The sequence below is a fragment of the Bradyrhizobium sp. CCBAU 11386 genome (assembly GCF_028128955.1).
In the GTDB taxonomy this organism is placed as follows: domain Bacteria; phylum Pseudomonadota; class Alphaproteobacteria; order Rhizobiales; family Xanthobacteraceae; genus Bradyrhizobium.
In genome coordinates this window covers 23,060-46,949 of sequence record NZ_LBKA01000020.1, presented here as the reverse complement: position 1 = coordinate 46,949, position 23,890 = coordinate 23,060, and the positions used below count along the sequence as shown (strand labels likewise).

The 23,890-nt window shown below is 65.6% G+C and carries 22 protein-coding genes; 10 read left to right on the top strand and 12 right to left on the bottom strand.

The features are described 5' to 3' along the window. The first annotated feature begins 110 nt into the window (after window positions 1-110). The 3 genes from XI09_RS05525 (at window position 111) to XI09_RS05515 (ending at window position 4,371) form a co-directional block, all read left to right on the top strand. Window positions 111-1,295, top strand: coding sequence for a DMP19 family protein (locus XI09_RS05525; protein ID WP_271565964.1), 1,185 nt, complete (start codon window positions 111-113; stop codon window positions 1,293-1,295). A gap of 251 nt (window positions 1,296-1,546) precedes the next feature. Next, entirely contained in the window at window positions 1,547-3,712 is a 2,166-nt protein-coding gene (locus XI09_RS05520; protein WP_271565963.1) for an anthranilate synthase component I, read from the top strand. A 119-nt stretch (window positions 3,713-3,831) separates the two neighbouring features. Beyond that, window positions 3,832-4,371, top strand: a complete 540-nt coding sequence (locus XI09_RS05515) for an adenine phosphoribosyltransferase (protein WP_011085277.1) — start codon at window positions 3,832-3,834, stop codon at window positions 4,369-4,371. A 16-nt stretch (window positions 4,372-4,387) separates the two neighbouring features. Here XI09_RS05515 and XI09_RS05510 read toward each other — a convergent pair whose 3' ends face one another. The 10 genes from XI09_RS05510 to XI09_RS05465 all read right to left on the bottom strand — a co-directional run bounded on the left by XI09_RS05510 (window position 4,388) and on the right by XI09_RS05465 (window position 14,940). Further along, entirely contained in the window at window positions 4,388-4,720 is a 333-nt protein-coding gene (locus tag XI09_RS05510; protein ID WP_271565962.1) for a GIY-YIG nuclease family protein, read from the bottom strand. A gap of 82 nt (window positions 4,721-4,802) precedes the next feature. After that, the gene (locus XI09_RS05505; RefSeq protein ID WP_271565961.1) at window positions 4,803-5,471 is read right to left on the bottom strand and encodes a hypothetical protein; all 669 of its coding nucleotides are present in this window, start codon (window positions 5,469-5,471) and stop codon (window positions 4,803-4,805) included. 62 nt (window positions 5,472-5,533) lie between these two features. Beyond that, window positions 5,534-6,286, bottom strand: coding sequence for a hypothetical protein (locus XI09_RS05500; protein ID WP_027543651.1), 753 nt, complete (start codon window positions 6,284-6,286; stop codon window positions 5,534-5,536). A gap of 184 nt (window positions 6,287-6,470) precedes the next feature. Beyond that, complete coding sequence (locus tag XI09_RS05495) at window positions 6,471-7,676, bottom strand: M48 family metallopeptidase (RefSeq protein ID WP_271565960.1); 1,206 nt, start codon at window positions 7,674-7,676, stop codon at window positions 6,471-6,473. Between the two features lie 145 nt (window positions 7,677-7,821). Next, the gene (locus XI09_RS05490) at window positions 7,822-8,382 is read right to left on the bottom strand and encodes a LemA family protein (RefSeq protein WP_135177872.1); all 561 of its coding nucleotides are present in this window, start codon (window positions 8,380-8,382) and stop codon (window positions 7,822-7,824) included. Window positions 8,383-8,520: 138 nt separating this feature from the next. Continuing rightward, window positions 8,521-9,498 (bottom strand): small ribosomal subunit Rsm22 family protein, encoded by a 978-nt coding sequence (locus tag XI09_RS05485; RefSeq protein WP_271565959.1) that lies wholly within the window; start codon window positions 9,496-9,498, stop codon window positions 8,521-8,523. Window positions 9,499-9,631: 133 nt separating this feature from the next. Beyond that, window positions 9,632-13,096: a chromosome segregation protein SMC gene (smc, locus tag XI09_RS05480; RefSeq protein WP_271565958.1), complete on the bottom strand. Its 3,465-nt coding sequence runs from the start codon at window positions 13,094-13,096 to the stop codon at window positions 9,632-9,634. Between the two features lie 217 nt (window positions 13,097-13,313). Beyond that, on the bottom strand, window positions 13,314-13,985 hold the full coding sequence (locus XI09_RS05475; protein ID WP_271565957.1) for a DsbA family protein: 672 nt from the start codon (window positions 13,983-13,985) through the stop codon (window positions 13,314-13,316). 140 nt (window positions 13,986-14,125) lie between these two features. Further along, window positions 14,126-14,614 carry a DUF721 domain-containing protein gene (locus XI09_RS05470; RefSeq protein WP_271565956.1) on the bottom strand — a complete coding sequence of 163 codons (489 nt, stop codon included), beginning with the start codon at window positions 14,612-14,614 and terminating at the stop codon, window positions 14,126-14,128. A gap of 2 nt (window positions 14,615-14,616) precedes the next feature. Continuing rightward, entirely contained in the window at window positions 14,617-14,940 is a 324-nt protein-coding gene (locus XI09_RS05465; protein ID WP_271565955.1) for a HigA family addiction module antitoxin, read from the bottom strand. Window positions 14,941-15,274: 334 nt separating this feature from the next. On the opposite strand from XI09_RS05465, the gene mutY reads away from it, so the two are divergent. From mutY to XI09_RS05445, 3 genes are all read left to right on the top strand, one after another. Next, window positions 15,275-16,462, top strand: coding sequence for an A/G-specific adenine glycosylase (mutY, locus tag XI09_RS05455; RefSeq protein WP_271565954.1), 1,188 nt, complete (start codon window positions 15,275-15,277; stop codon window positions 16,460-16,462). Between the two features lie 24 nt (window positions 16,463-16,486). Further along, the gene (locus tag XI09_RS05450; protein WP_271565953.1) at window positions 16,487-16,906 is read left to right on the top strand and encodes a PaaI family thioesterase; all 420 of its coding nucleotides are present in this window, start codon (window positions 16,487-16,489) and stop codon (window positions 16,904-16,906) included. 392 nt (window positions 16,907-17,298) lie between these two features. Then, window positions 17,299-17,736: a cupin domain-containing protein gene (locus tag XI09_RS05445; RefSeq protein WP_271565952.1), complete on the top strand. Its 438-nt coding sequence runs from the start codon at window positions 17,299-17,301 to the stop codon at window positions 17,734-17,736. Window positions 17,737-17,777: 41 nt separating this feature from the next. Here XI09_RS05445 and XI09_RS05440 read toward each other — a convergent pair whose 3' ends face one another. Further along, a complete protein-coding gene (locus XI09_RS05440) occupies window positions 17,778-19,064 on the bottom strand; it encodes a flavin-dependent oxidoreductase (RefSeq protein ID WP_271565951.1) in 1,287 nt (428 codons plus the stop codon). Window positions 19,065-19,192: 128 nt separating this feature from the next. On the opposite strand from XI09_RS05440, the gene XI09_RS05435 reads away from it, so the two are divergent. Further along, window positions 19,193-19,813: a glutathione S-transferase family protein gene (locus tag XI09_RS05435; protein WP_271565950.1), complete on the top strand. Its 621-nt coding sequence runs from the start codon at window positions 19,193-19,195 to the stop codon at window positions 19,811-19,813. A 194-nt stretch (window positions 19,814-20,007) separates the two neighbouring features. Here the strand turns inward: XI09_RS05435 and XI09_RS05430 are convergent, their stop codons facing one another. After that, window positions 20,008-20,925, bottom strand: a complete 918-nt coding sequence (locus tag XI09_RS05430) for a LysR family transcriptional regulator (RefSeq protein WP_271565974.1) — start codon at window positions 20,923-20,925, stop codon at window positions 20,008-20,010. 91 nt (window positions 20,926-21,016) lie between these two features. Between XI09_RS05430 and XI09_RS05425 the strand changes: the two genes are divergently transcribed. From XI09_RS05425 to XI09_RS05415, 3 genes are all read left to right on the top strand, one after another. Next, complete coding sequence (locus XI09_RS05425; protein WP_271565949.1) at window positions 21,017-21,460, top strand: nuclear transport factor 2 family protein; 444 nt, start codon at window positions 21,017-21,019, stop codon at window positions 21,458-21,460. A gap of 53 nt (window positions 21,461-21,513) precedes the next feature. Then, window positions 21,514-21,681: a DUF1127 domain-containing protein gene (locus XI09_RS05420; protein WP_333939033.1), complete on the top strand. Its 168-nt coding sequence runs from the start codon at window positions 21,514-21,516 to the stop codon at window positions 21,679-21,681. Between the two features lie 358 nt (window positions 21,682-22,039). Then, a partial coding sequence (locus XI09_RS05415; RefSeq protein WP_271565948.1) for a HAMP domain-containing methyl-accepting chemotaxis protein occupies window positions 22,040-23,890 on the top strand: 1,851 nt, incomplete at its 3' end.

The following is a 23,890-nucleotide window of genomic DNA, read 5'->3' as shown; positions in this document are numbered from 1 at the left end:
AACGCTCTTGCGGGTCGCTATTGAAATGAGCCTGATGCAATCATAGGCTGTAGTCAGGTGGCATGTCGCCATGGCGACTGTGGGGGTGGGCAATGATTGTAGAGGGGCGCTTGACGACGGTTGTCGTGCCTCGCAAGGCGTTAGAAGCGGCTCTGGACCCCGAGAAGGCCGAATATCTGACTGGCGCCGTGGTCGACTACGTCAACGAAATTCAACGTGTCGGCATCTACTCGGGACGTGAGCTGCCGGCCGTGGCCATGCAGGCCTATCACGCGGATTTTTATCTCGCTCAGGTCTACAACGGCGGTCACAGTCAGTTCATTGGTAACACGGGGGGCGCGATGCTGCCGACGACGTCCGGCGATGCGCTCGCTGGATTGAAGGCCATGGGATCGAGCGCGCAACACCAGATATTGCAGGAGATGATCGCTTGGGTGGAGGCACACCCCGGCGAGGCCGCGCTACAAAACGGATTCGAAAATCGCGCCGCGGCGCTCAATGCGCTTGATGCTCGCTTCTATGAGGCCGAGCGACTTCAGCCGATGACGCCACTCGCGGCCCGATGGATCGCGAACTGGCCCGAATTGCGCGCCGTAGCAAAGGAGCAATACGCCTCCGAAATCGAGCGGCTTGCGCAACTTAACCCGTATCTGTCGCAGCGACGGATCTGGCAGGGCGTTCGCCAGATCGGCTTCCAGATGACCGACCCCTTGCAAATCACGGTCGCCGCGGCATGCGGGGCGGTGGCGCCCGAGCCAGAGCTCAAGCTCATGGTTCTTCCAGGAAGCGATATGGACGTGGAGGGCCGGCAATGCATGACCTTCGGCGTTAAGACAGACAAGGGCGCGCGACTCTGCGTTTATGAGGATGCGGGTGGACAACTTTATGAGTACGGCCCGGGCAGCCAGAGCCCGAAGCCTGCGGAAATGCATGAAATTTTGAAGAGCTTTCCGCCATCACTGGTGGGCGGGCGGCTATCTGTTGTGGGGGCTGACGCGATCCGGAATTTCTCGAGGATCGCCGAGCAAAACCTTGCGGCCGAAGCGATCGACCTGCTGTTGCGGAAGTCGGGTCTGGATCCGACCACGATGATCACGGCGTTGGACGTGAGCGACGACCGGGCGGCATGGTATGCGGTCACAGGAAAGACCTGCGTTTTGATTGAAACCTTGGGCGACCGCGCCAACATGATCGGACCTGACGGCAAGCCTGCGCTCACGGTCACGCGGGCCGAAATCGAACGACATGCCGCCGAGGCGGCTGTGGGCCGCGACAGCCTGGAGATCCGGGCATAAGCCGCAACGTGATCCGCGCCATTTTGGTGATCGAGGCCGCCGGTGCCACCCTTGACGCCGCCCCCGCGCCATGGTGAGTATCGCCCCCATGAGCACCGCCGTCCGCCCAGCCCGTCTTTGGTGGCGCACCTCCTAAGAGGTGGCCGGTGCGATTTCTTTTCCCAAAATCGTCGAAGGTCGCCCACGCAGTGCGGCGGCCTGATCGTTTGTCCTGTGTGGCGTTCCCTCGGCAAGTCTCGTAAGAGGACCACATGAACAGGACAGTCTTTGCCCTCCCGGCCCGAAGCGATTACGTGACCCGCGCAGGTCTCGCGATCACGCGCGTGGCGGAGCAGTTTACCGGCGGCGCCAACCGGCTCGACGATCTCGTCAGCCTGCTCGACCGCCGCCGCGGCGTGGTGCTGTCCTCGGGCACGACCGTGCCCGGCCGCTACGAGAGCTTCGACCTCGGCTTCTCCGATCCGCCGCTCAAGCTCGAAACCACAGGCGTCAATTTCAAGCTGGAAGCGCTGAACGAGCGCGGCCAGGTGCTGATCGCCTTCCTCACTGAGGTCCTGCGCGAACCCTGCGTCGTGATCTCCGAGACAACGGCTTCGCGCCTTGCCGGCCACATCCTTCGCGGCGATGCGCCGGTCGAGGAAGACCAGCGCACCCGGCGCGCCAGCGTGATGTCGCTGGTGCGCGACCTCGTCGCCGCCTTCTCGGCCAATGACGACGGGCTGCTCGGCCTGTTCGGCGCCTTCGCCTACGACCTCGTGTTCCAGATCGAGGACCTCGTGCAGAAGCGCGCACGCGAGCAGGATCAGCGCGACATCGTGCTCTACGTCCCCGATCGCCTGCTGGCCTATGACCGCGCCACCGGCCGCGGCGTGGTGCTCTCCTACGACTTCGCGTGGAAGGGCAAATCGACGGAAGGCCTGCCGCGCGAGACCGCCGACAGCCCGTACCTGAAGACGCCGCGCCAGGGCTTTGCCGATCACGCGCCCGGCGAATACCAGGCCACCGTCGAGACCGCGCGCGCGGCCTTCGCCCGCGGTGATCTCTTTGAAGCCGTGCCGGGCCAGCTGTTCGCCGAGCCCTGCGACCGCTCGCCGGCCGAAGTCTTCCAGCGGCTCTGCGTCATCAACCCGTCGCCCTACGGCGCGCTGATGAATCTCGGCGACGGCGAGTTTCTCGTCTCGGCCTCGCCCGAGATGTTCGTGCGCTCGGACGGCCGCCGCGTCGAGACCTGCCCGATCTCGGGCACGATCGCGCGCGGCACCGATGCGATCGGCGATGCCGAGCAGATCCGCCAGCTCCTGAACTCGGAGAAGGACGAGTTCGAGCTCAACATGTGCACCGACGTCGACCGCAACGACAAGGCGCGCGTCTGCGTCCCCGGCACGATCAAGGTGCTGGCACGCCGCCAGATCGAGACCTACTCGAAGTTGTTCCACACGGTCGACCATGTCGAGGGCATGCTGCGCCCCGGCTTCGACGCGCTCGACGCCTTCCTCACCCACGCCTGGGCGGTCACCGTGACCGGCGCGCCAAAGCTCTGGGCGATGCAGTTCGTCGAGGATCACGAACGCTCGCCGCGGCGCTGGTATGCCGGCGCGATCGGCGCGGTGAATTTCGACGGCAGCATCAACACCGGCCTCACCATCCGCACCATCCGCATGAAGGATGGCCTCGCCGAAGTGCGCGTCGGCGCCACCTGTCTGTTCGATTCCGACCCAGCTGCCGAGGACCGCGAATGCCAGGTCAAGGCTGCGGCGCTGTTCCAGGCACTGCGCGGCGATCCGCCAAAACCGCTGTCGACCTTTGCGCCCGATGCGACCGGAAGCGGCAAGCGGGTGCTGCTGATCGACCACGACGACAGCTTCGTGCACATGCTCGCCGACTATTTCCGCCAGGTCGGCGCCAGCGTCACCGTGGTCCGCTATGTGCATGCGCTCGACATGCTCAAGCAGAAGAGGTGGGATTTGCTGGTGCTGTCGCCCGGCCCGGGCAGGCCCGAAGATTTCGGGATCAAGAAGACGATCGACGCGGCGCTGGAGAACAAGCTGCCGGTGTTCGGCGTCTGCCTCGGCGTGCAGGCGATTGGCGAATATTTTGGCGGCGAGCTCGGCCAGCTCACGCATCCCGCCCACGGCCGGCCCTCGCGGGTGCAGGTGCGCGGCGGACGGCTGATGCGCAACCTGCCGAACGAGATCGTCATCGGCCGCTATCACTCGCTCTATGTCGAGCGCGACAGCATGCCGGAGGTGCTGAACGTGACCGCGAGCACCGAGGACGGCGTCGCCATGGCGCTGGAGCACAAGACCCTGCCGGTCGCCGGCGTGCAATTCCACCCGGAATCGCTGATGTCGCTCGGCGGCGAGGTGGGACTACGTATTGTCGAGAATGCGTTCCGGCTGGATGCTGGGGCGAATTGAGTAAGGACCGTCATTGCGAGGAGCGAAGCGACGAAGTAATCCAGACTGCTGCCGCGGAGAAGATCTGGATTGCTTCGCTTCGCTCGCAATGACGGTGGAAAAGCCAGAGCGAGATAACCATGACCTTTGACCACGATCTGAAGGCGAGCGTTCGCACCATCCCCGACTATCCCAAGCCGGGGATCATGTTCCGCGATATCACCACGCTGCTTGCCGACGCGCGCGCGTTCCGCCGCGCGGTGGACGAGCTCGTCAACCCCTGGGCCGGCAACAAGATCGACAAGGTCGCCGGCATGGAAGCGCGCGGCTTCATCATCGGCGGCGCGGTGGCGCACCAGCTCTCCGCCGGCTTCGTGCCGATCCGCAAGAAAGGCAAGCTGCCGCACACCACCGTGCGCATTGCCTATTCGCTCGAATACGGCATCGACGAGATGGAGATGCATGTCGATGCGATCCAGCCCGGCGAACGCGTCATTCTGGTCGACGACCTCATCGCCACCGGCGGCACCGCGGAGGGCGCGGTGAAGCTGCTGCGCCAGATCGGCGCCAATGTCGTCGCCGCCTGCTTCATCATCGACCTGCCCGAGCTCGGCGGCGCCGCCAAGCTGCGCGCCATGGACGTGCCGGTGCGCACGCTGATGACGTTCGAGGGGCACTGAGAGGCCGCCGGGATCGTCAGATCGCCTCGGCCTTCAGCTCGGTCCGCCAGTGCAGCATGCGCTCCTTCAGGAGCCCGTTCCTGACATAGGCAGTCTCCTCGTCCTCCAGACGCTCGCATTCGCCAAACGTCAGGCCTGCCTCGCCATGCGCGTTCCACGCGGCCTGAAGGCTGCGACACATATGATTGCCCTGGCGGAGCGAGAACCAGATGCGGTTCTGGATGGTCTCCAGGTTCGGCGCCTGGCCGACCCAGGCCTCGCCTGACGCCGTACAGCGGACGACGAAGATGCCTGCAATGGTCTTCCGCTCCTTGTAGGCGGTGATGGCTGCTTTCCGGTCGATGCTCACGGGATAGGACCTTGTTGAGGCGTGCGCTTTCAATAAGCGGGGTCCTCTCCGTAGTCAATATTATCCGGGTAAAATAATTGCCCTAGGACCGTTGCAGGATCAGGCTGAGCTCAAGCTCCCGGAAGGCGAGGTAATTGCGCCGGGTCCACTGGTGCAACTCGGTGGAGGCGTCCTTTTCCTGGCGCAGATAGCCGGTGAAGGAGAAGTTCAGCCGGTCGATATAGGTCTTGAGGAAGCCCGGCAGCGCAGGCAGGCGGAACAGCCGGCCGGCGGCCATTGCGGCCGGCAGCTCGCCGCGCACGACGTGCTCATTGTCCACCGTGATCAGGTTCATCCGTGGGATCTGCTCGCGCAGCATCTCATGGGCGCGGGCCGAGACGCGGTCGGTGTCGGCGACGAACAGGATCTGTGGTGCGACATGGCGGCGGGCCGCCTCCTTCAACAGGCCGATCTCGTCGGCCATCTTGAAGAACTCGTCGAAGGCGTGGAAGCCGAGGTCGATCACCTTGGCAAGCCCGTCATCGACGATGACGCGGTCCATCAGCTGCATCTTGCCGTAGGTGTCGATCACGTCGGCGGTCTCCGTGATCTTCGGCAAATAGTCGAGCAGCGACGGCTCCTTCAGGTTGACGTCGAAGGCCGCGACGTTGCCGTTCTTGAGCAGCAGGAACTCGCTCAATAGCCGCGCCAGCAGGGTCTTGCCGACCTGCGGGCGGGGCGAGCAGATGATGTAGACGGGTGTCGCGGGCATCACGAACTATTATCTGAGCGAACTCACCGCCCAATCCAGCCGTATCAGCCCGGGCTCCGCAACTATTTTTCGCTGCTGCGGGCGCCGGGTTTCGAACCGACGATGTCGGTCAGGCGGATGCGGTCGAACTCGCTCCAGACGTTGGCCAGCCAGTGCCGGACATAGCCGCGCAGCACGAAGGAGTAGTTGGCGGCCTCGTCGCTCATGCCCTTGTTGGCGACGAATTTCAGGAACGGGACGGAGGACACCTCGACCTGCTCATAGGCCATTTCGTTGAGCTTGGGGATGGTCAGCTCGGTCGCGTCCTTGATGCGGTGGAAGTAGGAATTGTAGGTCGCCTGGTCCCACTGGAAGAACTGGGTGTCGTTGATGAAGTTCTTCACCAGGAAATATTTTGCGCCGGTCATGAAATTCGCGGTCTCGGCGATTTCGTCGAGCGAGGCGATCGAGGGTCCCAGGATGTGGAACACCGCGAAGGTGATCTGCCCGGCCTTGGCGGCGTCGAGGAACCCGATGTCGCGCAGCGAGGCGAGCGCCGGCGAGAGCAGGCCGGCTCGGACGTCGATCACGGTGACCGACGGGCTGGTCGCGTTGAGCGTATCGAAGATCTTCATCTGATCGGACGTCGTCGTCATGTCGACGATCTCGGTGATGTCAGGATGGAAGCGCTTCAGCGTTCCGCGCGGGGATTCCGTGTCGAAGGCGCGCGTCGGCACGTTGTTGGCGGAAAAATAATCGAGCAAGGTGCGCGATACCGTGGTCTTGCCGACCCCGCCCTTGTCCGCGCCCACCACAACCACTGCCGGCTTTGCCATTGCTGTCCCCTAACGCGCGCCCCCGATCGCGAGGTCGCAATCGGCCGGGCCCCAAATCGATGTCCCGAGTCTGCTGTTGGGCGCGAACATGGCAGAAACAAGGGAGAATTCAATTCCGCAGGCCCCGCTTGCGGCAATTCCCGAGGTTTTTCCAGATTGCCGTGAAACTGGCCACGGCGCGCGCTCAGTGGCGGCCCCAGGGACCCATGGGATTCCCGGCCGCGGTTCCGGAGGGGCCGGGTGCGGGCACGGGCGGCGGATTGGCCTGGCTGCCTGCGTCGCTCCACGGTCCCTGCGACAGCGGTGGCGGGGCGTTCTGCGGGGCGGCCTGCGCCTCGGGCTGTTCCGTCTCGTCCGTCGGGTCCGGCAGCGGACCGGGATCATGGCCGCCGGCGAACTTGACCAGCGCGTCGACCCGGGACTGCACCGACGGGTGGGTCGCGAACAGATCGGCAAAGCCCTCGCGCGGATTGTCGACGCAGAGCTCCATCACCGCCGAGGTCGCGCCCGGCAGCTCGCCGCGGTTCTCGATCTTGCGCAGCGCCGAGATCATGGCATCGGGGTCTTTCGTCAGCTCGACGGAGCCGGCGTCGGCGAGATATTCGCGCGAGCGGGACAGCGCCAGCTTCACCACCTGCGACATCAGCCAGGCCACTACGATCAGCACGACCGCGATGATGATGACGATCACCGCGCCGCCGCCGGAGCTCTTGCTGTCGCTCGACGAGGAGGACGAGCGCGACGACGAGGAGGAGCCCGACGACCACGAGCCGCCGGAGCTCCAGCGGAAATTCGTGAACAGGCGGAAGAACAGTTCGCCGAAGAAGCCGACCACGCCGGCGATGATGACGGCGACCACCATGAGCTGCACGTCGCCGTTCTTGATGTGGGTCAGCTCATGGCCCAGCACCGCCTCGATCTCCTTGTCGTTCAGCGCGTTGAGGAGGCCGGTTGTGACCGTGATCGAATATTGCCGCGGGTTGAGGCCGGTCGCGAACGCGTTCAGCGCCGGGCTCTCCATGATCTTCAGCTTCGGCATGGTGATGCCGCGCGAGATGCAGAGATTTTCGAGCAGATTGTAGAGCCGCGGCTCCTCCTGCCGGGTGACGTCGTGGCCGCCGGTCACCGCGTCGATCATCGACTGGTGGAAGAAATAGGCGATCACGACCCAGACGGCCGCGGCGATCGTCGCGAAGGGCGCGGCCTTGAGCAGGTCGTAGAAGGCGCGGTTCAGATAATAGGCGACGGTCTCATTGCCGTTGATGACGACTTCGGCGACCAGCGCGCCGGCATAGACCAGCACATAGACCAGCGCGAACAGGCCGGCGAGCAGCAGCATCGAACGAAACTTGTTCGAGGCGATGTGCGTGTAGAGACCATACGCGGCCATGGCTGCTTCCGTTAGCTCCCGTCATTCCGGGGCAGGCCGCAGGCCTGAACCCGGAATCCAGAGCTTAGTGTCTCGGTCGAGATTCCGGGTTCGCGTCTTCGACGCGTCCCGGAATGACGAAGGTGAGAGGTCGCTCACGCAGCAATCAGAACTTCACCTGAGGCGCGGCCTCGACCTCGGTGCGGCTGGTGCCGAGATCGAAGAAGTCCTTCTTGGTGAAGCCGAACATGCCGGCGAACAACGCGGCCGGCATCTGCTGGATGCCGGTGTTGTATTCCTGGACCGCGCTGTTGAAGAAGCGGCGGCTCGCCGCGATCTTGTTCTCGAGGTCGGAGAGCTCGCTGGCGAGCTGCTGGAAGTTGGCGTTGGCCTTGAGGTCGGGATAGGCCTCCGACAGCGCGATCAGCCGGCCGAGCGCACCGGAGAGCTGGGTCTCGGCGGCGGATACCTGCGCGGGGCCCTGCGCCGACATCGCCGAATTACGCGCCTTGATGACGTCGTCGAGCGTGCCGCGCTCATGCGAGGCGTAGCCCTTCACCGTCTCGACCAGGTTCGGGACGAGGTCATGGCGCTGCTTGAGCTGCACGTCGATATCGGCAAAGGCCTGGCCCACGCGCTGGCCCAGCGCCACCAGGCGGTTGTAGGCGCTGAAGGCCAAGAACACGAGAACGACGATGACGCCGAGAACGATCCAGCCGGTCGACATGGAGAACTCCTGAAGGGGATTTAAGGCGGGCGCAGCCTAGACCAAAATGGCGCAGGGCGAGAGCCCCGGCGCGGAGGGGAGGTAAGACTTGGTCGGATCTGGAACCATCCGAGTTCAAGGCAAAAGCGCCGATCGAGGTTAACTTTCGGCAATGACGGCGTCGCCCCAGCGCCAGCGCCGGGCACTTGCATAGGCAGCCTTGTCGCGCCGTGGAATCTTGGCGAGCTCGACATCTTCCTCGGTGCAGAGCTTGGCAACGATCTCGGCCTTGCCGACATCCGGCGGCGCCAGCACGCGTGCGGCGCGCTTTGCAGGGGGCGTGCGGGTCAGGGCGACGTAGATGAAGCGTTCGTCCTCGAACGGCACCTCGGCGCCCTTGATCTGGCGGTGCGCCTGGGAGCGCGGCAGGCGCTGGCTGAAATGGCACCAGTCGGGCGCGGTGAGCGGGCAGGGCTTTTCGTGTGGGCAGGGCGCGGCGACAAAGGCACCTAGCGCGATCACCTGCTGGCGCAGCGCGAGGATGCGGGCGTAGCCGGCCGGCGTGCCGGGCTCGATCACGACCAGCGCATGGCGCGCCTTCGTCCACATCGCCTCAGCGAGCTTGCGCTGATCGGCTTCATCGAGCTCGCCGATGATGTAGCTCGCGACGACGAGATCGGCTCGCGAGACCTCGGCGAGATTGCCGCCGGCATCGCCGGGCAAATAGCGGCATTCCGCCAGACGCGTGCTGTCATGCGCGAGTTCGAGCGCAAGCCGGCTCAGCGTCGCGTTGGCGTCGAGCAGGGTGAAGTCTTGCAGCGAGGGAAACGCCTCCGCGGCGGCCCAGCTTGCGGTGCCCGGACCTGCGCCGACGTCGAGCAGCGTCTCCGGGGCGAAGTCCGGCACGATCTCGGTCAGCGCATTCAGGCTCGCCGCCACCGCCGCGTAGGTGGCCGGCATGCGCGCGAGCGCGTAAGCGAGCGCATCGGCCTCCGACTTGATCGTGCCGGAGCCGCCGCCGGCGCGATAGGTGTTCGAGATCTTCTGCGATCGCTGCGCGGCGTCGGTGCGGGAGAAGCCCTGGAGCTTGCCGTCGAGGGCTGCTTTCAGTTCGGCGGGGAGGGTGGGAGCGATCATGTTTGCCCACCGTCATTCCGGGGCGCGACGAAGTCGCGAACTCTGATGCGCAATTGCGCATCAGAGAAGTTCGAGATTGTCACGCGAGATTCCGGGTTCTCGCTTCGCGAGCCCCGGAATGACGCCAGAGACGTCACGCCACGTTCTGGTCGAGAATGTCCACCGCCTCGGCCAGGCTCACCGACACGAGTTGCGAGACGCCGCGCTCGGCCATGGTGACGCCGAACAGGCGGTTCATCCGCGCCATCGTGATCGGGTTGTGCGTGATGATGATGAAGCGCGTGTCGGTCGAGCCGGTCATCTCGTGCAGCAGGTTGCAGTACCGTTCGACGTTGTGGTCGTCGAGCGGCGCGTCGACTTCGTCCAGCACGCAGATCGGCGAGGGATTGGTGAGGAACACCGCGAAGATCAGCGCCATCGCGGTCAGCGCCTGCTCGCCGCCCGAGAGCAGCGACAGCGTCTGCGGCTTCTTGCCCGGCGGCTTGGCGATGATTTCGAGGCCGGCCTCCAGCGGGTCGTCGCTCTCGATCAGGTGCAGCGCGGCCTCGCCGCCGCCGAACAGCTCGACGAACAGGCGCTTGAAGTGGTTGTTGACGACCTCGAACGAGGTCAGCAGCCGCTCGCGGGCCTCCTTGTTGAGGCTCTGGATGCCCTGGCGCAGCCGCTTGATGGCTTCGACGAGGTCATCGCGCTCGGTGACGAGGCCGTTGTGCTGGGTCTCGACCTCGCGCAGCTCTTCCTCGGCGCGCAGGTTCACTGCGCCGAGGCGCTCGCGATCGCGGCGCATCTTTTCGAGGTCTTCCTCGATGTCGTGCAGCGGCGGCAGCTCGGCGCCGGGCTCGATCTCGGCAAGGCCGGCGACGGCCTGCGGCTCGACCTCCAGCATGTCGCGGATCTCGCGCTCGATGTCCTCGAGCCGGCGCCGCGCGCCTTCCATGCGCTCCTCGGCGCGGGCGGTGGCCTCGCGGGAGCTGGAGAGCGCCTCCAGCGTCAGCTTGGCGACGCGATCGGTCTCCGCCATCGCGCTTTCCGCGGTGGCGAGCGCGTCGGCGGCCATGCGGCGATCGTTTTCCGCGTACTCTATCTCGGTGATCAGCGCGCTGCGCTTCTCGGCGAACACTTGCGGCGCGTTTTCGAGCTCGCTGCGCTCGATCGAGAGTTCGGCGATGCGGGCCTGGATGGTGTCGATGTGGGAGGCCGCGCTCTCCTTGCGGTTCTGCCATTCGGTGCGTTCGGCGAGGATCGCCTGCACGCGGCGGTCGGCAAGCTCGGCCTCGCGCGCCAGCGCCTGCGCCTCGGCGCGGACCTGGGCGGCCATGCGGCGATGGCCTTCGATGTCGCTGCGGACGGCGGCGAGACGGGTCTCGGTGTCCTCGCTCGACGGCAGCTCGGAGATGCCGGCCTCGGCATATTCGTATGCGGCCTCGGCTTCGGCGCGGTCGGCGGCGAGACGGCTGTGCGCTTCCGACAGCGTCGCCTTGCGCGCGGCGTGGCGGCTGATCTCGCGCTCGGCCGTGGCATGGCGCTCACGCGCGGTGTTGAGCTCGCGCTGCGCGGCGCGCCAGGCTTCGCGGCTCGCGCCTTCGGTGCTGGCCGCCATCTGCAATTCGGACTCGGCATTCTCCAGCGCCTGGCGCTTGATCTGCGCGTCGATGCGGGCCTGCTCCAGCTCGTTCTCGATGTCGACGAGGCGGGCGCGCTCGGCAAGGCGGCGCGCGGCGCCGGTCGGGGCGTGAGCCGCCGCGACAAAACCGTCCCAGCGCCAGACGTCGCCTTCGGCCGAGACCAGCCGCTGGCCGGTCTTGAGCTGCGAGACCAGCTCGGCGCCGCGCTCGCGCGGCACCACGCCGATCTGCGCGAGGCGGCGGGCCAGCTCGGCCGGGGCCTGCACGTGGTTCGCGAGCGGCACGACGCCTTCGGGCAGCTCCGGATCGCCGTCGGTCTCGCCGACATTGGTCCAGCGCATCGGCGCCGACGGGTCGATCGGCGCATCGAGGTCGTCGCCGAGCGCGGCACCGATGGCCTTTTCAAAACCCTTGTCGACGGTGATGCCGTCGATGATCGGCGGCCACAGATTCTTGGTCTCGCCGTTGACGATCTTGGAGATCGTGCGGGCCTCGGTCTCGAGCCGCTGCACGCGCTTGTCGGCCTCGTTCAGCGGCGAGCGCGAGGATTCCAGCGTCTGGCGCGCAGCAACGTGCGCGGCTTCGCTCGCCTGCGCCGCGGCCTCCGAGGCCGCCAGCGTCTGCTCGGCGTTCTCGACCGTGGCGGTCAGCTCGTCGAGGTCGCCGAAGCCGCCCGTTTCATCGGCAAGCTTCTGCTCCTCGGCCGCGACGTTCGCGATCTCCTGGTCGAGCCGGGCGAGCTTGTCGCGGTGGGTGCGGACATTGGCCTCAAGTTGATTGCGCTTGGCGGTGAGGTCGGCGAGCGCGGTGGTGAGCTCGGCGAACTGCTGCTCGGTTTCGGTCAGCACCGCCTCGGCTTCCGCGACGCGCTCGTCGACGCCGGAGCGCTTCTCGACGCGCGACTTGATCTCTTCCTTCAGCTCGGCGTCTTCGCTGTCGAGGCGCTGGAGCGCGACGTCGGCGTCCATGGTCTGCTGCTGGGCGCGGGAGATGTCGCCTTCGAACTGGGCGAGGCGGCGTTCGAGCTCGGCGACGCGCTCCTTGGCGCGCTCTTCCTCGCGGTCGAGCAGCTCGCGAGCATTGGTCAGGCGCTGGAGCCCGGCCGCGGCGCGCGCCTCGGCATCGCGCAGCGCCGGCATCTCGGCGGCGCGGATGGCCTGGATGCGGGCGGCTTCGGCCTGGTGCTGGGTGCGCTCGGCCATCTCGCGGACGGCGAGATCGTGCGTCTGGCCGGATTCGTTGACGTCGGCATGGGCGCCGATCCAGCGCAGATGGAACAGCGTGGCTTCGGCCTTGCGGACCTTGGCCGCGACCTCGCGGTAGCGAACGGCCTGGCGGGCCTGCTTCTTCAGGCCTTCCATCTGGCCGGAGAGCTGGCCGATCACGTCCTCGACGCGGGTGAGGTTGGTTTCGGCGGCCTTCAGCCGCAGCTCGGCCTCGTGGCGGCGGGCATGGAGACCTGCGACACCGGCGGCGTCTTCCAGCACGCGGCGGCGCTGCTCGGGCTTGGCCTGGATGATCTCGCCGATCTTGCCCTGGTGGACGAGGGCGGGCGAGCGCGCGCCGGTGGCGGCGTCCGCGAACAGGATCTGCACGTCGCGGGCGCGCACGTCGCGGCCGTTGATGCGATAGACCGAGCCGGCCTCGCGCTCGATGCGGCGGGAGATTTCCAGAAGCTGGCTGTCGTTCATCGCCGCCGGCGCGGTGCGATCGGCGTTGTCGATCGTCATCGTCACTTCGGCGTGGTTGCGTGCCGGACGGTTGCCGGAGCCGGCGAAGATCACCGCATCCATGTCGGCGGCGCGCAGCGATTTGTACGAGGTCTCGCCCATCGCCCAGCGCAGCGCCTCGACGAGATTCGACTTGCCGCAACCGTTGGGTCCGACCACGCCGGTCAGGCCGGGCTCGATGACGAAGTCCGTGGGCTCAACGAAGGACTTGAAGCCGTGAAGGCGCAGGCGGGTGATTTTCATAAGCACGCATCTCTGTTGGCAGGCGCGAATCCCCCTGCCGGGACAATACCATGGAAGGCAATGTCGCTATCCGGGCGAGTCGCGCGAGGCGCCTCATGCGGCTGGACAATGGCCGCGGTGCGCCGCGAGGGCAACCGGCGAAAGCCGCTTTTCCCAAGGGATTTATGTCGGGAATGATACGGCTTTTGAGATGCGAATCAGGCGTGATGCGCGAAAATCAGCTCTTCAGCAGCGGATTGATCTTCTTGGCGAATTCCTCGAACGAGGTCTCGCCCTTGATCTTCTCGCCGTTGATGAAGAAGGTCGGCGTCGAATCGACCTTGAGAATGTCGCTGGCGTATTTCTGGTCGGCGGCGATCTTGTCGAGCAGCGTCTGGTCCTTCAGGCAGGCTTCGACCTGCTGCTGGGTGAGGCCGGCCTGCTTGCCGATCCGCGTCAAGGTCTCGGTGGTGTTCTTCATCACCCAGTCGCTCTGCTGGCGGAACAGCATGTCGGTGACGGCGAAGTATTTCGGCGCATCGCCATTGGCGATGCAGCGCGACAGCATCGAACCGGCCGCGGCTTTGATGTCGAGCGGGAACTCGCGGAAGATGTAACGCACCTTGCCGGTGTCGATGTATTCGGACTTGATCTTGGGGAACACCTGCTCATTGAAGGCCGCGCAGTGCGGACAGGTCATCGAGGCATATTCGGTGATGGTGACGGCGGCGTCCTTCGGGCCGAGCGCCATGTCGGGCAGCGACACGGGCTTTGCCACATCGCCGGCGGCCTGCGCCATGGCTTCAGGGATCATGGCGTCGGAGATGAACCGCAAGGGGGAGAACCCGGCGACCGCGGCAAGCCCGGTCAGCGACAGCATCGTGGTGAAGGCGCGGCGGGTGATGATCAAGGTCGGCTCCCGAATTGGCGTGGTCTTGCCCCAAGGTCCTTATCAAGGTTCCCGTTTGGGCGGCCTGTCGCTAGCTTGAAACGTGGTTTGAGGCAATGGCGGGCCGCAGGAACGGGTCCAGATTGGTCGCGAAATGAGGCTCAATTTCGCTTGATGGCGGCCCCGAGCCGCGCCAGTGCCGACTTGAGCTGTTCATCTTCGATGTCGCCCAGGCTCTCCTCCACCTTGGCCACCGATTTGGGGTCCGGGGGGCCGGGCCGCGCTGGCCGCCGGACGCGGGACAGGGGGGCCTGGCGGAAGGCGAGCTTGCCGACCGCGCTCCAGCCGAAGAAGCGGTTCACCCGCTCCAGGATCACATCCGCGGAATGCTGGATCTCCAGCGCCATCGGCCCCTCGACCCGCAGCACCAGCGTCGCCGGCTCCTGCGGCTGGCCCTCCACCGGCCGCGGCCATTGCATCTTGAGCGGCTCGGCATGGGCCGCGATCTCCGGCCCGGCAATCTGCGCCCACCGCGTCACCAGCTCGCGCGCGGCAAAGCCCTGCTTGGCATAGGCCTCGGCAAAGACGTCGTTGAGCAGCAGCGAGAGCGGCTTGGCGCTGATGGGGCCGGGTTTGTATATGCGGGCCATAGCTACGCCGCCGCGCGGGGCCGGATGGCCTTGAGGTCGCGATCGATCTCGCGGCGCCGCTGCATGAGATCGTAGTCCATCTGGAGGCCCAGAAAAAAGCCCTCCGACAGACCAAAATAGCGGGCGAGCCGCAGGTCCGTGTCGGCCGTGATATCACGCTTGCCCAAAACGATCTCGTTGATCCGGCGGGGCGGTACGCGAACCGCGCGCGCCAGCGCGTTCTGGCTGAGATCCATCGGCTTCAAAAACTCCTCCAGCAGGATTTCACCCGGATGGGGATTGCGGAGGAACCCGTTTCTAGCCGTGGTAGTCGACGATTTCGACATCTCTCGGTCCTCCTTCGTCCCAAACAAAACAGATCCGCCACTGGTCATTGATCCGGATCGAATGTTGACCTTGGCGGTCGGCCTTCAGGGCTTCGACCGGTTGCCCGGAGGACCCTGAGATCGACCAACACGCGTGCCTGATTCAAGCGCAGTTTTCGCAAAGCGACATTCTGAATGTCGGGCGGCAATTTTCGGCTTCGCCGCCCGGACCAGATCAACTCTGTCTCGGAGTTGGCGAAGCTCTGGATCATGTCCGTGTATAACGTAAGGCGTTATAGCGTGCAACGTTCTGGCTACGCTGGCCACAGACCGAATCCTCCTTTAGGAAAGGCGAATGCCTTCCACAACAGCGCTCAAGAGGGAAAGGAGTGCAGCGGCGAACACCTCGCCGGCTCGTCCCGGCTTGCTGCTCGCCTGGTACGACCGCCACCGCCGCCGATTGCCCTGGCGGGCCGGGCCCGGCGAGGCATCGGACCCTTACCGCGTGTGGCTGTCCGAGATCATGCTCCAGCAGACCACGGTGAAGGCCGTCGGCCCTTACTTCGAAAAATTTGTCGCGCGCTGGCCGGACGTCACTGCGCTGGGGCGGGCCTCGCAGGACGACGTGCTGCGGATGTGGGCCGGGCTCGGCTATTACTCCCGCGCGCGCAATCTCCATGCCTGCGCGGTCGCGGTGACGCGCGAGCATGGCGGCGTGTTTCCCGACACCGAGGAGGGGCTGCGCGCGCTGCCGGGCATCGGGCCTTACACCGCGGCTGCGATCGCCGCGATCGCCTTCGATCGCCGCACCATGCCGGTCGACGGCAATATCGAGCGCGTGGTGTCGCGCCTGTTCGCGGTGGAGGAGGAACTGCCGCAGGCCAAGCCGCTGATCCAGCAACTGGCGGCGACGCTCCTTGCCGACTCCCGCGTGGGCGGCGAGAAGTCTCGCGCGGGCGACGAGAAGTCTCGCGCCGGTGACAGCGCGCAGGCGCTGATGGATCTGGGCGCCTCGATCTGCACGCCGAAGAAGCCGGCCTGTTCGCTGTGTCCGCTCAACGAGGATTGCCTGGCGCGGGCACAGGGAAGGCAAGAGACGTTTCCGCGCAAGGCGCCGAAGAAGAGCGGGACGTTGCGGCGGGGCGCCGCCTTCGTGGTGACGCGCGGCGAGGAGCTGCTGGTCCGCAGCCGGCCCGAAAAGGGCCTGCTGGGGGGCATGACGGAAGTGCCGGGCTCGGACTGGCTCGCCGGTCAGGAGGACGCGACGGCGAAGCAGCAGGCGCCCGCGCTGAAGGGACTGTCGCGCTGGCAGCGCAGGGTGGGCGTCGTCAGCCACGTCTTCACGCATTTTCCGCTGGAACTGGTGGTCTATACCGCCAAGGCTGAAGCCCGCACGCGGGCACCCGCGGGCATGCGCTGGGTGCCGATCGCGACGCTGGCCGGGGAAGCACTGCCCAACGTCATGCGCAAGGTGATCGCGCACGGATTGGACCTCCCGCTGGCCGCTCCTCCTGACACCACGCTGGCAGCAGGGCCGCGTTAACAGGGGCGACACGGAGGCTCCCCAATGGTCAAGACCGCGCTCGACGACTTTCCCAGGCCGCCTTGTGCCGAGCTGCTGGGATGGCGCCTGCTCGATGCCCGTCCGGAGGAGGGCTGGATCAAGCTCGGCTTCGAGGGCAAGCCCGAATTCTGCAATCCGGCGGGCTTCATCCAGGGCGGCATGCTCTCGGCCATGCTCGACGACACCATGGGCCCGGCCGTGCTGGTGATGAGCGAGGGCCGGCTCTACACCACCACGATCAGCATGACCGTGAATTTCCTCAGCCCCGCCAAGCCCGGCCCGATCATCGCCGAGGCGACGGTGACGCAACTCGGCAAGACCATTGCCTTCGTCGAGGCCAGGCTGATGAGCGAGAATGGCACCGTGCTTGCCATCGCGACCGCGAGCGAACGGCTGCTGGAAGCGGCGCGGGTGGTTCGCTGACACAGGTGCGGTGGGCCTTCTTCATGCTGCTCGAATAGGAGGAAATGCCTTGCGTCAGCACGGAAGCGGATAGGGATCTACCCGCGCGTGCAATGGGAGGATTTGCTCGCGAGTTCCTTGCGCACGCAATGAGCGCACTGATCGTTGTCGACTCTAGCAGTGCGAGCATTGGACTTGCGCATATTGTCGCAGCGGAAAAAAGAAAACAGATGGAACCGCGCATCCGCAGGCGAATTGCGGCGTTCGACGTGTCATCGACGCTGACTTGCGGCAAAGTGACCAATTCATATTTTTTGCGGAAGCTTTGAATGTAGATGCCCCCGATAGAAATTTCACAAACTTGAACGGGATGATTGTCAAGCCGAGCTTTATTTCAGGCATTGAGGTGAGTCATGCCGCTTGCACTTATTGAGACCGGCAACTGCAACGTCGATCTTGAGTCGTCCCCGATTGAGCCATCCTGGATCATTGAAGGAAACCCGGAAGCGCGCTCGCACCTGCTGTCGACCAGCGCGTGCGGCACCGCCATGACCCTGATCTGGTCCTGCACCACGGGCAAGTTCAACTGGTACTACGATCTGGACGAGACGATCATGATCGTTGAAGGATCAACGGTGATCGAGAGCGATGGCATGCCACCGAAACGCTACGGTGTCGGCGATGTTGTCTTTTTCCGCGACGGTGCGCACGCCAAATGGCACATCGAAAACTATGTGAAAAAAGTCGCCTTCTTGCGCCAGACCAATCCCGTCGGGCTCGGTTACGCCATCCGTGCCATCAATAAGCTCAAGCGGATGTCGTCGACGCTGGGCGGCCGTCGCTCCGCGTAACTCGCGCCCGTCAACGGCATTGCGGAGTGTGGGGCAACGACCTAGGTGCTCGCGCGTCTCGCATGGGCGTGCCGCGGCACGATCGCCGGCTTGGCATTCAGCGCCTCCACCTGGAACCCCGCGACACGCTTGTAGTTGGCGGCGATGTCTTCCAGCTCCCCCTGCGACAGCACGTCGGTGACGACCTCGAAGCCGTCGGGCGCGCGCTCCTCGACGAGCTGCATCACCTGCTCGGGGCCGTTCTTGCGGTTGAGCAGGACGAGGTCGGTGGTCGCGGGCCTCCGCTCGGCTTCATAGGCGAGCAGCGCCGACGTCGTCGGGCCATGCGCCAGGATCTCACGGGTGAGCACGCGGGCATCGAGGATCGCCTGTGAGGCGCCGTTCGATCCGATCGGGTACATCGGATGCGCGGCATCGCCCATCAGCGTGACGCGGCCGAACGTCCATCGCGACACCGGATCGCGGTCGACCAGCGGATATTCATAGGCGTGCGGGCAGTTCCGGATCAGGCCGGGCACGTCGAGCCAGTCGAACTGCCAGCTCTCGAACCACGGCAAGAACTCCTCCAGCCGCGCGGTGCGGTTATAGTCCTCGCGCCGCCACTGATAGGTCGGCGGCATGTGGCGCTCGGCGACCCAGTTGATCAGATGGTTGCCCGCCGCATCCGGCACCTTGCTGATCGGATAGCAGACGAATTTCAGGATCTCGTGCCCGGCCATGATCATGGTGCGGCCGGTGAGGAATGCCTTTGCCGGCGTCACGCCGCGCCAGAGGATGCGGCCGTTCCAGATCGGCGGTCCTTGATCGGGATAGAGCTTTTCTCGTGCGGCGGAATGGATGCCGTCGGCGGCGATCATGATCGCGCCATCGTAAGTGCCTGCGGCCTTGCCGGTCGCCTTGTCGATGAAATCGGCGCGGACGCCATCAGCGGTTTCGCTCCAGCCGGTCAGATGGTGGCTGGTCAGGATGTTGTCGCGGCCGAGCCGCTCGATCGCGGTGTCGAGCAGGAGCTGCTGGAGCGTGCCGCGATGGATCGAGAATTGCGGCCATTTGTAGCCGGCCTCCAGCCCGCGCGGCTCGCTCCAGATCGGCTTGCCGTGCTTGGAGAAGTAGGCGAGCTCGCTTGTGCGCACGCCGCTGGCATCGAGCTTGTCCATCAGCCCGAGCTCGATCAGCTCGCGCACCGCATGCGGCAGCACGTTGATGCCGACGCCGAGCGGTTTCAGCTCCGCGACGCTCTCGAACACTTTTACGGGAACGCCGATTCCGTGCAGGCTGAGCGCAAGCGTCAACCCGCCGATGCCGCCACCGGCGATGAGTACGGTCATGACAAAACCCCTCCAATTGCGGGCGTCTTGGCACAGACGGGCGGATGTGGGCAACTGCGAAGAGGATGTCGTGCTATGGACCTCGGGGCCGACAGCCGTTAGTTTCCAATTTTCCCATGAGGTCCGACATGCTCAAGCTCTACTACGCCACCGGCACCTGCGCGCTCGCCACCTACATCACCCTGGAAGAGGCCGGCGCCGACTACGCGGCCGAGCGGCTGAGCTTCAAGGACAATCAGCAGAACAGCCCGGACTATCTCGCCATCAACCCGAAGGGCCGCGTGCCCGCGCTGGTGACCGACCGCGGCGTCCTCACCGAGACGCCGGCGATGCTGGCCTACATCGCGCAGACCTTTCCCAAGGCGAAGCTCGCGCCGCTCGACGATCCCTTCGACTTCGCCCAGCTGCAGTCGTTCAACTCCTATCTCTGCTCGACCGTGCACATCAACCATGCGCACAAGATGCGCGGCGCGCGCTGGGCGACACAGGAGAGCTCGTTCGCCGACATGAAGCAGATGGTCCCGAAGACCATGGGCGCCTGCTTCTCCCTGATCGAACAGAAGATGTTCAGGGGACCCTGGGTGATGGGCGATCAGTTCACGATCTGCGATCCCTATCTTTACACCCTGTCGACCTGGCTCGAAGGCGACAGCGTCGACATCAACGCCACGCCGAAGATCGCCGATCACTTCAAGCGGATGTCGGACCGGCCTGCGGTGCGCAAGGTGATGGACGCGCAGAAGGCGTAAACCCGGTGTCGTCCCGGGCAAGCGTAAGCGTGGCCACGAATTCCGCTGTCGTCCCGGCGAACGCCGGGACCCACCGCGGAATCTATCGACCGCGTTCGGTAGGAGTACCGAACGACGGGTCTTCGCCAAACTACACCCTGTGGTTATGGGTCCCGCGTTCGCCGGGACGACCCCGTGCTTGTTGAAGCTGCATCCTACCCAGCCTTCCGCTTCTCCAGCTCCCGTCCCGTCTCCAGCATCAGCCGCCGCAGCCAGATCGAGCCCGGGTCCATCTGCGCGCGAGTCGGATAGAACATGAACTGCTCGTCGATGCCGGGGTCGAGCGGTGGGGTCACCGCGACCAGGCCGAGCTGCTTCGACAGCGCAGCGATCAGCCGGCGCGGCACGAAGGCGACGAGGTCGGTGCGGGCGGCGACGTGCAGCGCTTCGAGATAGCCTGACACGACGAGGGTAATGTGCCGCTCGATGCCCTTGGCTCGCAGCCAGGTGTCGATCAGATCCTCGCTATTGCCGCGGATGATCACGCCGACATGGCGCGCGGCCAGGAACGTCTCGCGCCGCTTCAGCTTGGCCCCCACGGGATGGCCGCGCCGCACCGCCAGCGCGTCGCTGTCGGTGTAGAGCAGCTGGCGGTGAAAGCCCTTGAAGGCGTTGCCGATCGAGATCACGAGGTCGATGGTGCGGGCGAATTCGGCGTGGAAGATCGCAGGTCCCCGCCACGGCACGACGTCGACGCGGACGTTGGGCGCGGCCCGCGTCACCTTCTCCATCAAGGGCGGCATCAACAGCTCGACCGCGAGATCCGGCATCATCAGGCGGAATTGCCGCTCGCTTCGCGCGGCGTCGAATTCATCCGGCACGAACAGCCCGCGCACCTGATCGAGCGCCTGGGCCAGCGGTGCGCGCAGGGCCTGCGCCCGCGGCGTCAGCTCCATGCGCGCGCCGGTCCGCACCAGCAGCGGGTCGCCCAGGATGTCGCGCAGGCGCTGCAGGGCATGGCTCGCGGCCGGTTGCGACAGGCCGATCCGCAAGGCGGCGCGGCTGACGCTGGCCTCGCGCAGCAGCGCGTCGAGTGCGGTCAACAGGTTGAGGTCAAGCGAATTCAAATTCATCAGGTGAATAGATATCATATTCGCTATCGATTTGAAGAATGCTGATCGGCCGACGATGATCTCCGCGAGGCCACCACACGGAGATGCCGCCATGAGCACTGCTGCCAACAAGAAACTGATGCAGGATATTTTCGCCGCCGCCGCCAACCCCGATCCGGCCGCGCGCGACCGCGCCCTGTTCACCGCCAGCCTCGCCGACGACGCCAGATGGGTCGTGACCGGCCAGTATTCCTGGTCGCGCACCTTCTCGGGGAAGGAGGCGATCCTCAACGATCTACACGGCTATGTGCGCACCCGCCTGCGCGACCGGACGCGCACCGTTGCCCACCGCTTCATCGCCGATGGCGACATCGTCGTGGTCGAAGCCAAGGGCGACAACGTCACGCCGGAAGGCGTGCGCTACGACAACGATTACTGCCTGGTGTTTCGCCTGGAGGGCGGCAAGATCAAGGAGATCCGGGAATATTGCGACTCGATCCTGACCGAGAGGGCACTCGGCCCGTTTCCGCAAGCACCCGTGAGGGCTGCGAGCTGACCGGATTGAACGACGTCGCGTCCACCGACCGGCCCGGTCCGTCACGGCCGTCGATGGTCGTGCGGGCCTGGCGGACGCTGGTGGAGATCATGCGGGTCCGGCGGGAGCGGTCCCGGGCCCGGTGTCAGCTCGCTGCCATGACCGAACGGGAGCTGCAGGACTGCGGGATCTCCCGGTCGGAGATTGCGTACGAGCTGCATAAGCCCCGCCGGCAAAAATAGGATCGGAAGGGACGCGGCGCGTTGCCTCGGCTCCGCCGGAAGCGGTCGAGAACGCGCCTGGCAAAATGACGCAGGCGCGGCCTGACGAACGTCCATCGGGGCGCCCCATGCAGCGATCTGCATGCGCCTGCGGCCCTTGCGCCAAAACCTTGCGCAACTGCCGACAAAATCAGCAGGTTTTGTGCCGGCCTGTGCCCGCAGGCGCGAAGAATCAGAAGGTTCAATTAACGAGTGTCCCCCATTGTGTCGCGGTGCAGCGTGGGTCGCCGAGAAACGACTCGCGGCTGCCAGGGTGGCCGGTGACGATCGCCGGACGTTCGGCCGCTCGAATTCACATGCATCTGGGTGGACAGTGGGAATGCCGAAATTTCGTTTGCGGATCAGGGGACGCCTGTACGCAGGCTTCATGGCCTTGGTGGCGGTCGGTCTCGTGATGGCGGTGGTCGCCGTCTGGAATTTGCGGGCCGTGCAGGATCAGGTCGCAAAACTCTCGGCGTTCTCGGACAGCACGGCGAGGGTTCTGGAGATATCGACCCATCTCCAGGCGATCCAGCGGGCCAATCTGCGCTACATTTACGACGCCAGCGAACCTGCGATGAAGGAAGCTTCGGAACGGGAAACCGCGGCGACCGAGCTGTTGCAGGTCGGGGCGAAGGGGACGGCCTCCGAGGAGCGGCGCAAGCTCTACAACGATCTGATCGCCGACATCGCCAGGATGCGAAGCCTGCGTGACAATCTCGGGGACGCCGTCAACGAGGCGAGAACGGGCAAGGCGACGCTGCTGCCGAGCGGCGACGAGCTGACCGTCAAGATGGGCAAGCTGGTCGATGCGGCGCGCGCAGCCGTTGACGAAGACACCGCGGCCCTTGTTGCGGACCTCGAATCCAGGCTCCTTCTCGTCCAAATCGCAAACTGGCGTTTCCTTGCCCTGCGCGACACCAAGGGGCCCGCCAACTTCAGGACGAATGTGGACCGGGCAATGCAGCGGCTCACGGCGCTGGAAAAGAGCCCGCAGGCGACGGAATTGCGCATCACGCTCGCGCCGGTGAAGACCTCGCTCGGAATCTACAAATCCGCGTTCGAGACGACGTCGGCCGCGATGCTCCAGGCCGACGAGATCTACCACAAGAACCTCGCCCCGCTCATCGTCGAGAGCATCGGCAAGCTCAAGGTCGCGGAAACCACCCTGAAGAAGGATTACAAGGACTCGCGCACCACCGCCGAAGCCGTGATCGAGGGCACGACGTCGGTGCAGGCCATCGCGGGCGGCCTCGCCGTCCTGTTCGGACTGATCGTCGCCTTCCTGATCGCCCGCAGCATCGTGGGTCCCCTGACCTCGATGACGCGCGCGATGGGGCTGCTCGCCGGCGGCAATCTCGAGGTCGAGATTCCCGGCCGCGGCAAGGCCGACGAGATCGGCGACATGGCCAAGGCGATCGAGGTGTTCAAGAACAACATGGTCGACACCGAGCGCCTGCGCGCGGAGCAGGTGGAGGTCGAGGCGCGGCAGGCCGAGAGCCGCAAGGCCGACATGGTCCGGCTTGCAGACCAGTTCGAGCAGGCGGTCGGCGAGATCGTCGACACCGTGTCGTCGGCGTCGAACGAGTTAGAGGCCTCGGCCGGCACGTTGACCACGACCGCCTCGCGGGCCCAGGACCTGTCCACTGAGGTCGCCAGCGCCTCTCAAGAGGCCTCGGCCAACGTGCAGGCGGTTGCCTCCGCCACCGAAGAACTCTCCTCCTCTGTCAGCGAGATCGCCCGCCAGGTGCAGGAATCCGCCCGCATCGCCAGCGAGGCCGTCGGTCAGGCGAGCAGGACCAACGACCGGGTCGGCGAGCTTTCCAAGGCGGCCGCCCGCATCGGCGACGTGGTCGAACTGATCAGCACCATCGCCGGCCAGACCAATCTGCTGGCGCTGAACGCCACCATCGAGGCGGCGCGCGCGGGCGAGGCGGGACGCGGCTTTGCCGTGGTTGCCTCCGAGGTCAAGGCGCTGGCCGAGCAGACCGCGAAGGCCACCGGCGAGATCGGCCAGCAGATTTCCAACATCCAGGCCGCTACCGAGCAATCCGTCGGCGCCATCAAGGAGATCAGCGGCACCATCGAGCGGCTGTCGGAGATCTCGTCGACGGTCGCGGCTGCCGTGGAACAGCAGGGCGCGGCGACGCAGGAAATCTCCCGCAACGTCCAGCAGGCGGCCCACGGCACC

Excerpts from the sequence above, each read along its gene's own strand:
- XI09_RS05520 (WP_271565963.1), top strand. The coding sequence starts at position 1,547 with ATGAACAGGACAGTCTTTGCCCTCCCGGCCCGAAGCGATTACGTGACC.
- XI09_RS05515 (WP_011085277.1), top strand. The coding sequence starts at position 3,832 with ATGACCTTTGACCACGATCTGAAGGCGAGCGTTCGCACCATCCCCGAC.
- XI09_RS05505 (WP_271565961.1), bottom strand. The coding sequence starts at position 5,471 with ATGCCCGCGACACCCGTCTACATCATCTGCTCGCCCCGCCCGCAGGTC.
- XI09_RS05500 (WP_027543651.1), bottom strand. The coding sequence starts at position 6,286 with ATGGCAAAGCCGGCAGTGGTTGTGGTGGGCGCGGACAAGGGCGGGGTC.
- XI09_RS05495 (WP_271565960.1), bottom strand. The coding sequence starts at position 7,676 with ATGGCCGCGTATGGTCTCTACACGCACATCGCCTCGAACAAGTTTCGT.
- XI09_RS05490 (WP_135177872.1), bottom strand. The coding sequence starts at position 8,382 with ATGTCGACCGGCTGGATCGTTCTCGGCGTCATCGTCGTTCTCGTGTTC.
- XI09_RS05485 (WP_271565959.1), bottom strand. The coding sequence starts at position 9,498 with ATGATCGCTCCCACCCTCCCCGCCGAACTGAAAGCAGCCCTCGACGGC.
- smc (WP_271565958.1), bottom strand. The coding sequence starts at position 13,096 with ATGAAAATCACCCGCCTGCGCCTTCACGGCTTCAAGTCCTTCGTTGAG.
- XI09_RS05470 (WP_271565956.1), bottom strand. The coding sequence starts at position 14,614 with ATGGCCCGCATATACAAACCCGGCCCCATCAGCGCCAAGCCGCTCTCG.
- XI09_RS05465 (WP_271565955.1), bottom strand. The coding sequence starts at position 14,940 with ATGTCGAAATCGTCGACTACCACGGCTAGAAACGGGTTCCTCCGCAAT.
- mutY (WP_271565954.1), top strand. The coding sequence starts at position 15,275 with ATGCCTTCCACAACAGCGCTCAAGAGGGAAAGGAGTGCAGCGGCGAAC.
- XI09_RS05450 (WP_271565953.1), top strand. The coding sequence starts at position 16,487 with ATGGTCAAGACCGCGCTCGACGACTTTCCCAGGCCGCCTTGTGCCGAG.
- XI09_RS05445 (WP_271565952.1), top strand. The coding sequence starts at position 17,299 with ATGCCGCTTGCACTTATTGAGACCGGCAACTGCAACGTCGATCTTGAG.
- XI09_RS05440 (WP_271565951.1), bottom strand. The coding sequence starts at position 19,064 with ATGACCGTACTCATCGCCGGTGGCGGCATCGGCGGGTTGACGCTTGCG.
- XI09_RS05435 (WP_271565950.1), top strand. The coding sequence starts at position 19,193 with ATGCTCAAGCTCTACTACGCCACCGGCACCTGCGCGCTCGCCACCTAC.
- XI09_RS05430 (WP_271565974.1), bottom strand. The coding sequence starts at position 20,925 with ATGAATTTGAATTCGCTTGACCTCAACCTGTTGACCGCACTCGACGCG.
- XI09_RS05425 (WP_271565949.1), top strand. The coding sequence starts at position 21,017 with ATGAGCACTGCTGCCAACAAGAAACTGATGCAGGATATTTTCGCCGCC.
- XI09_RS05420 (WP_333939033.1), top strand. The coding sequence starts at position 21,514 with ATGGTCGTGCGGGCCTGGCGGACGCTGGTGGAGATCATGCGGGTCCGG.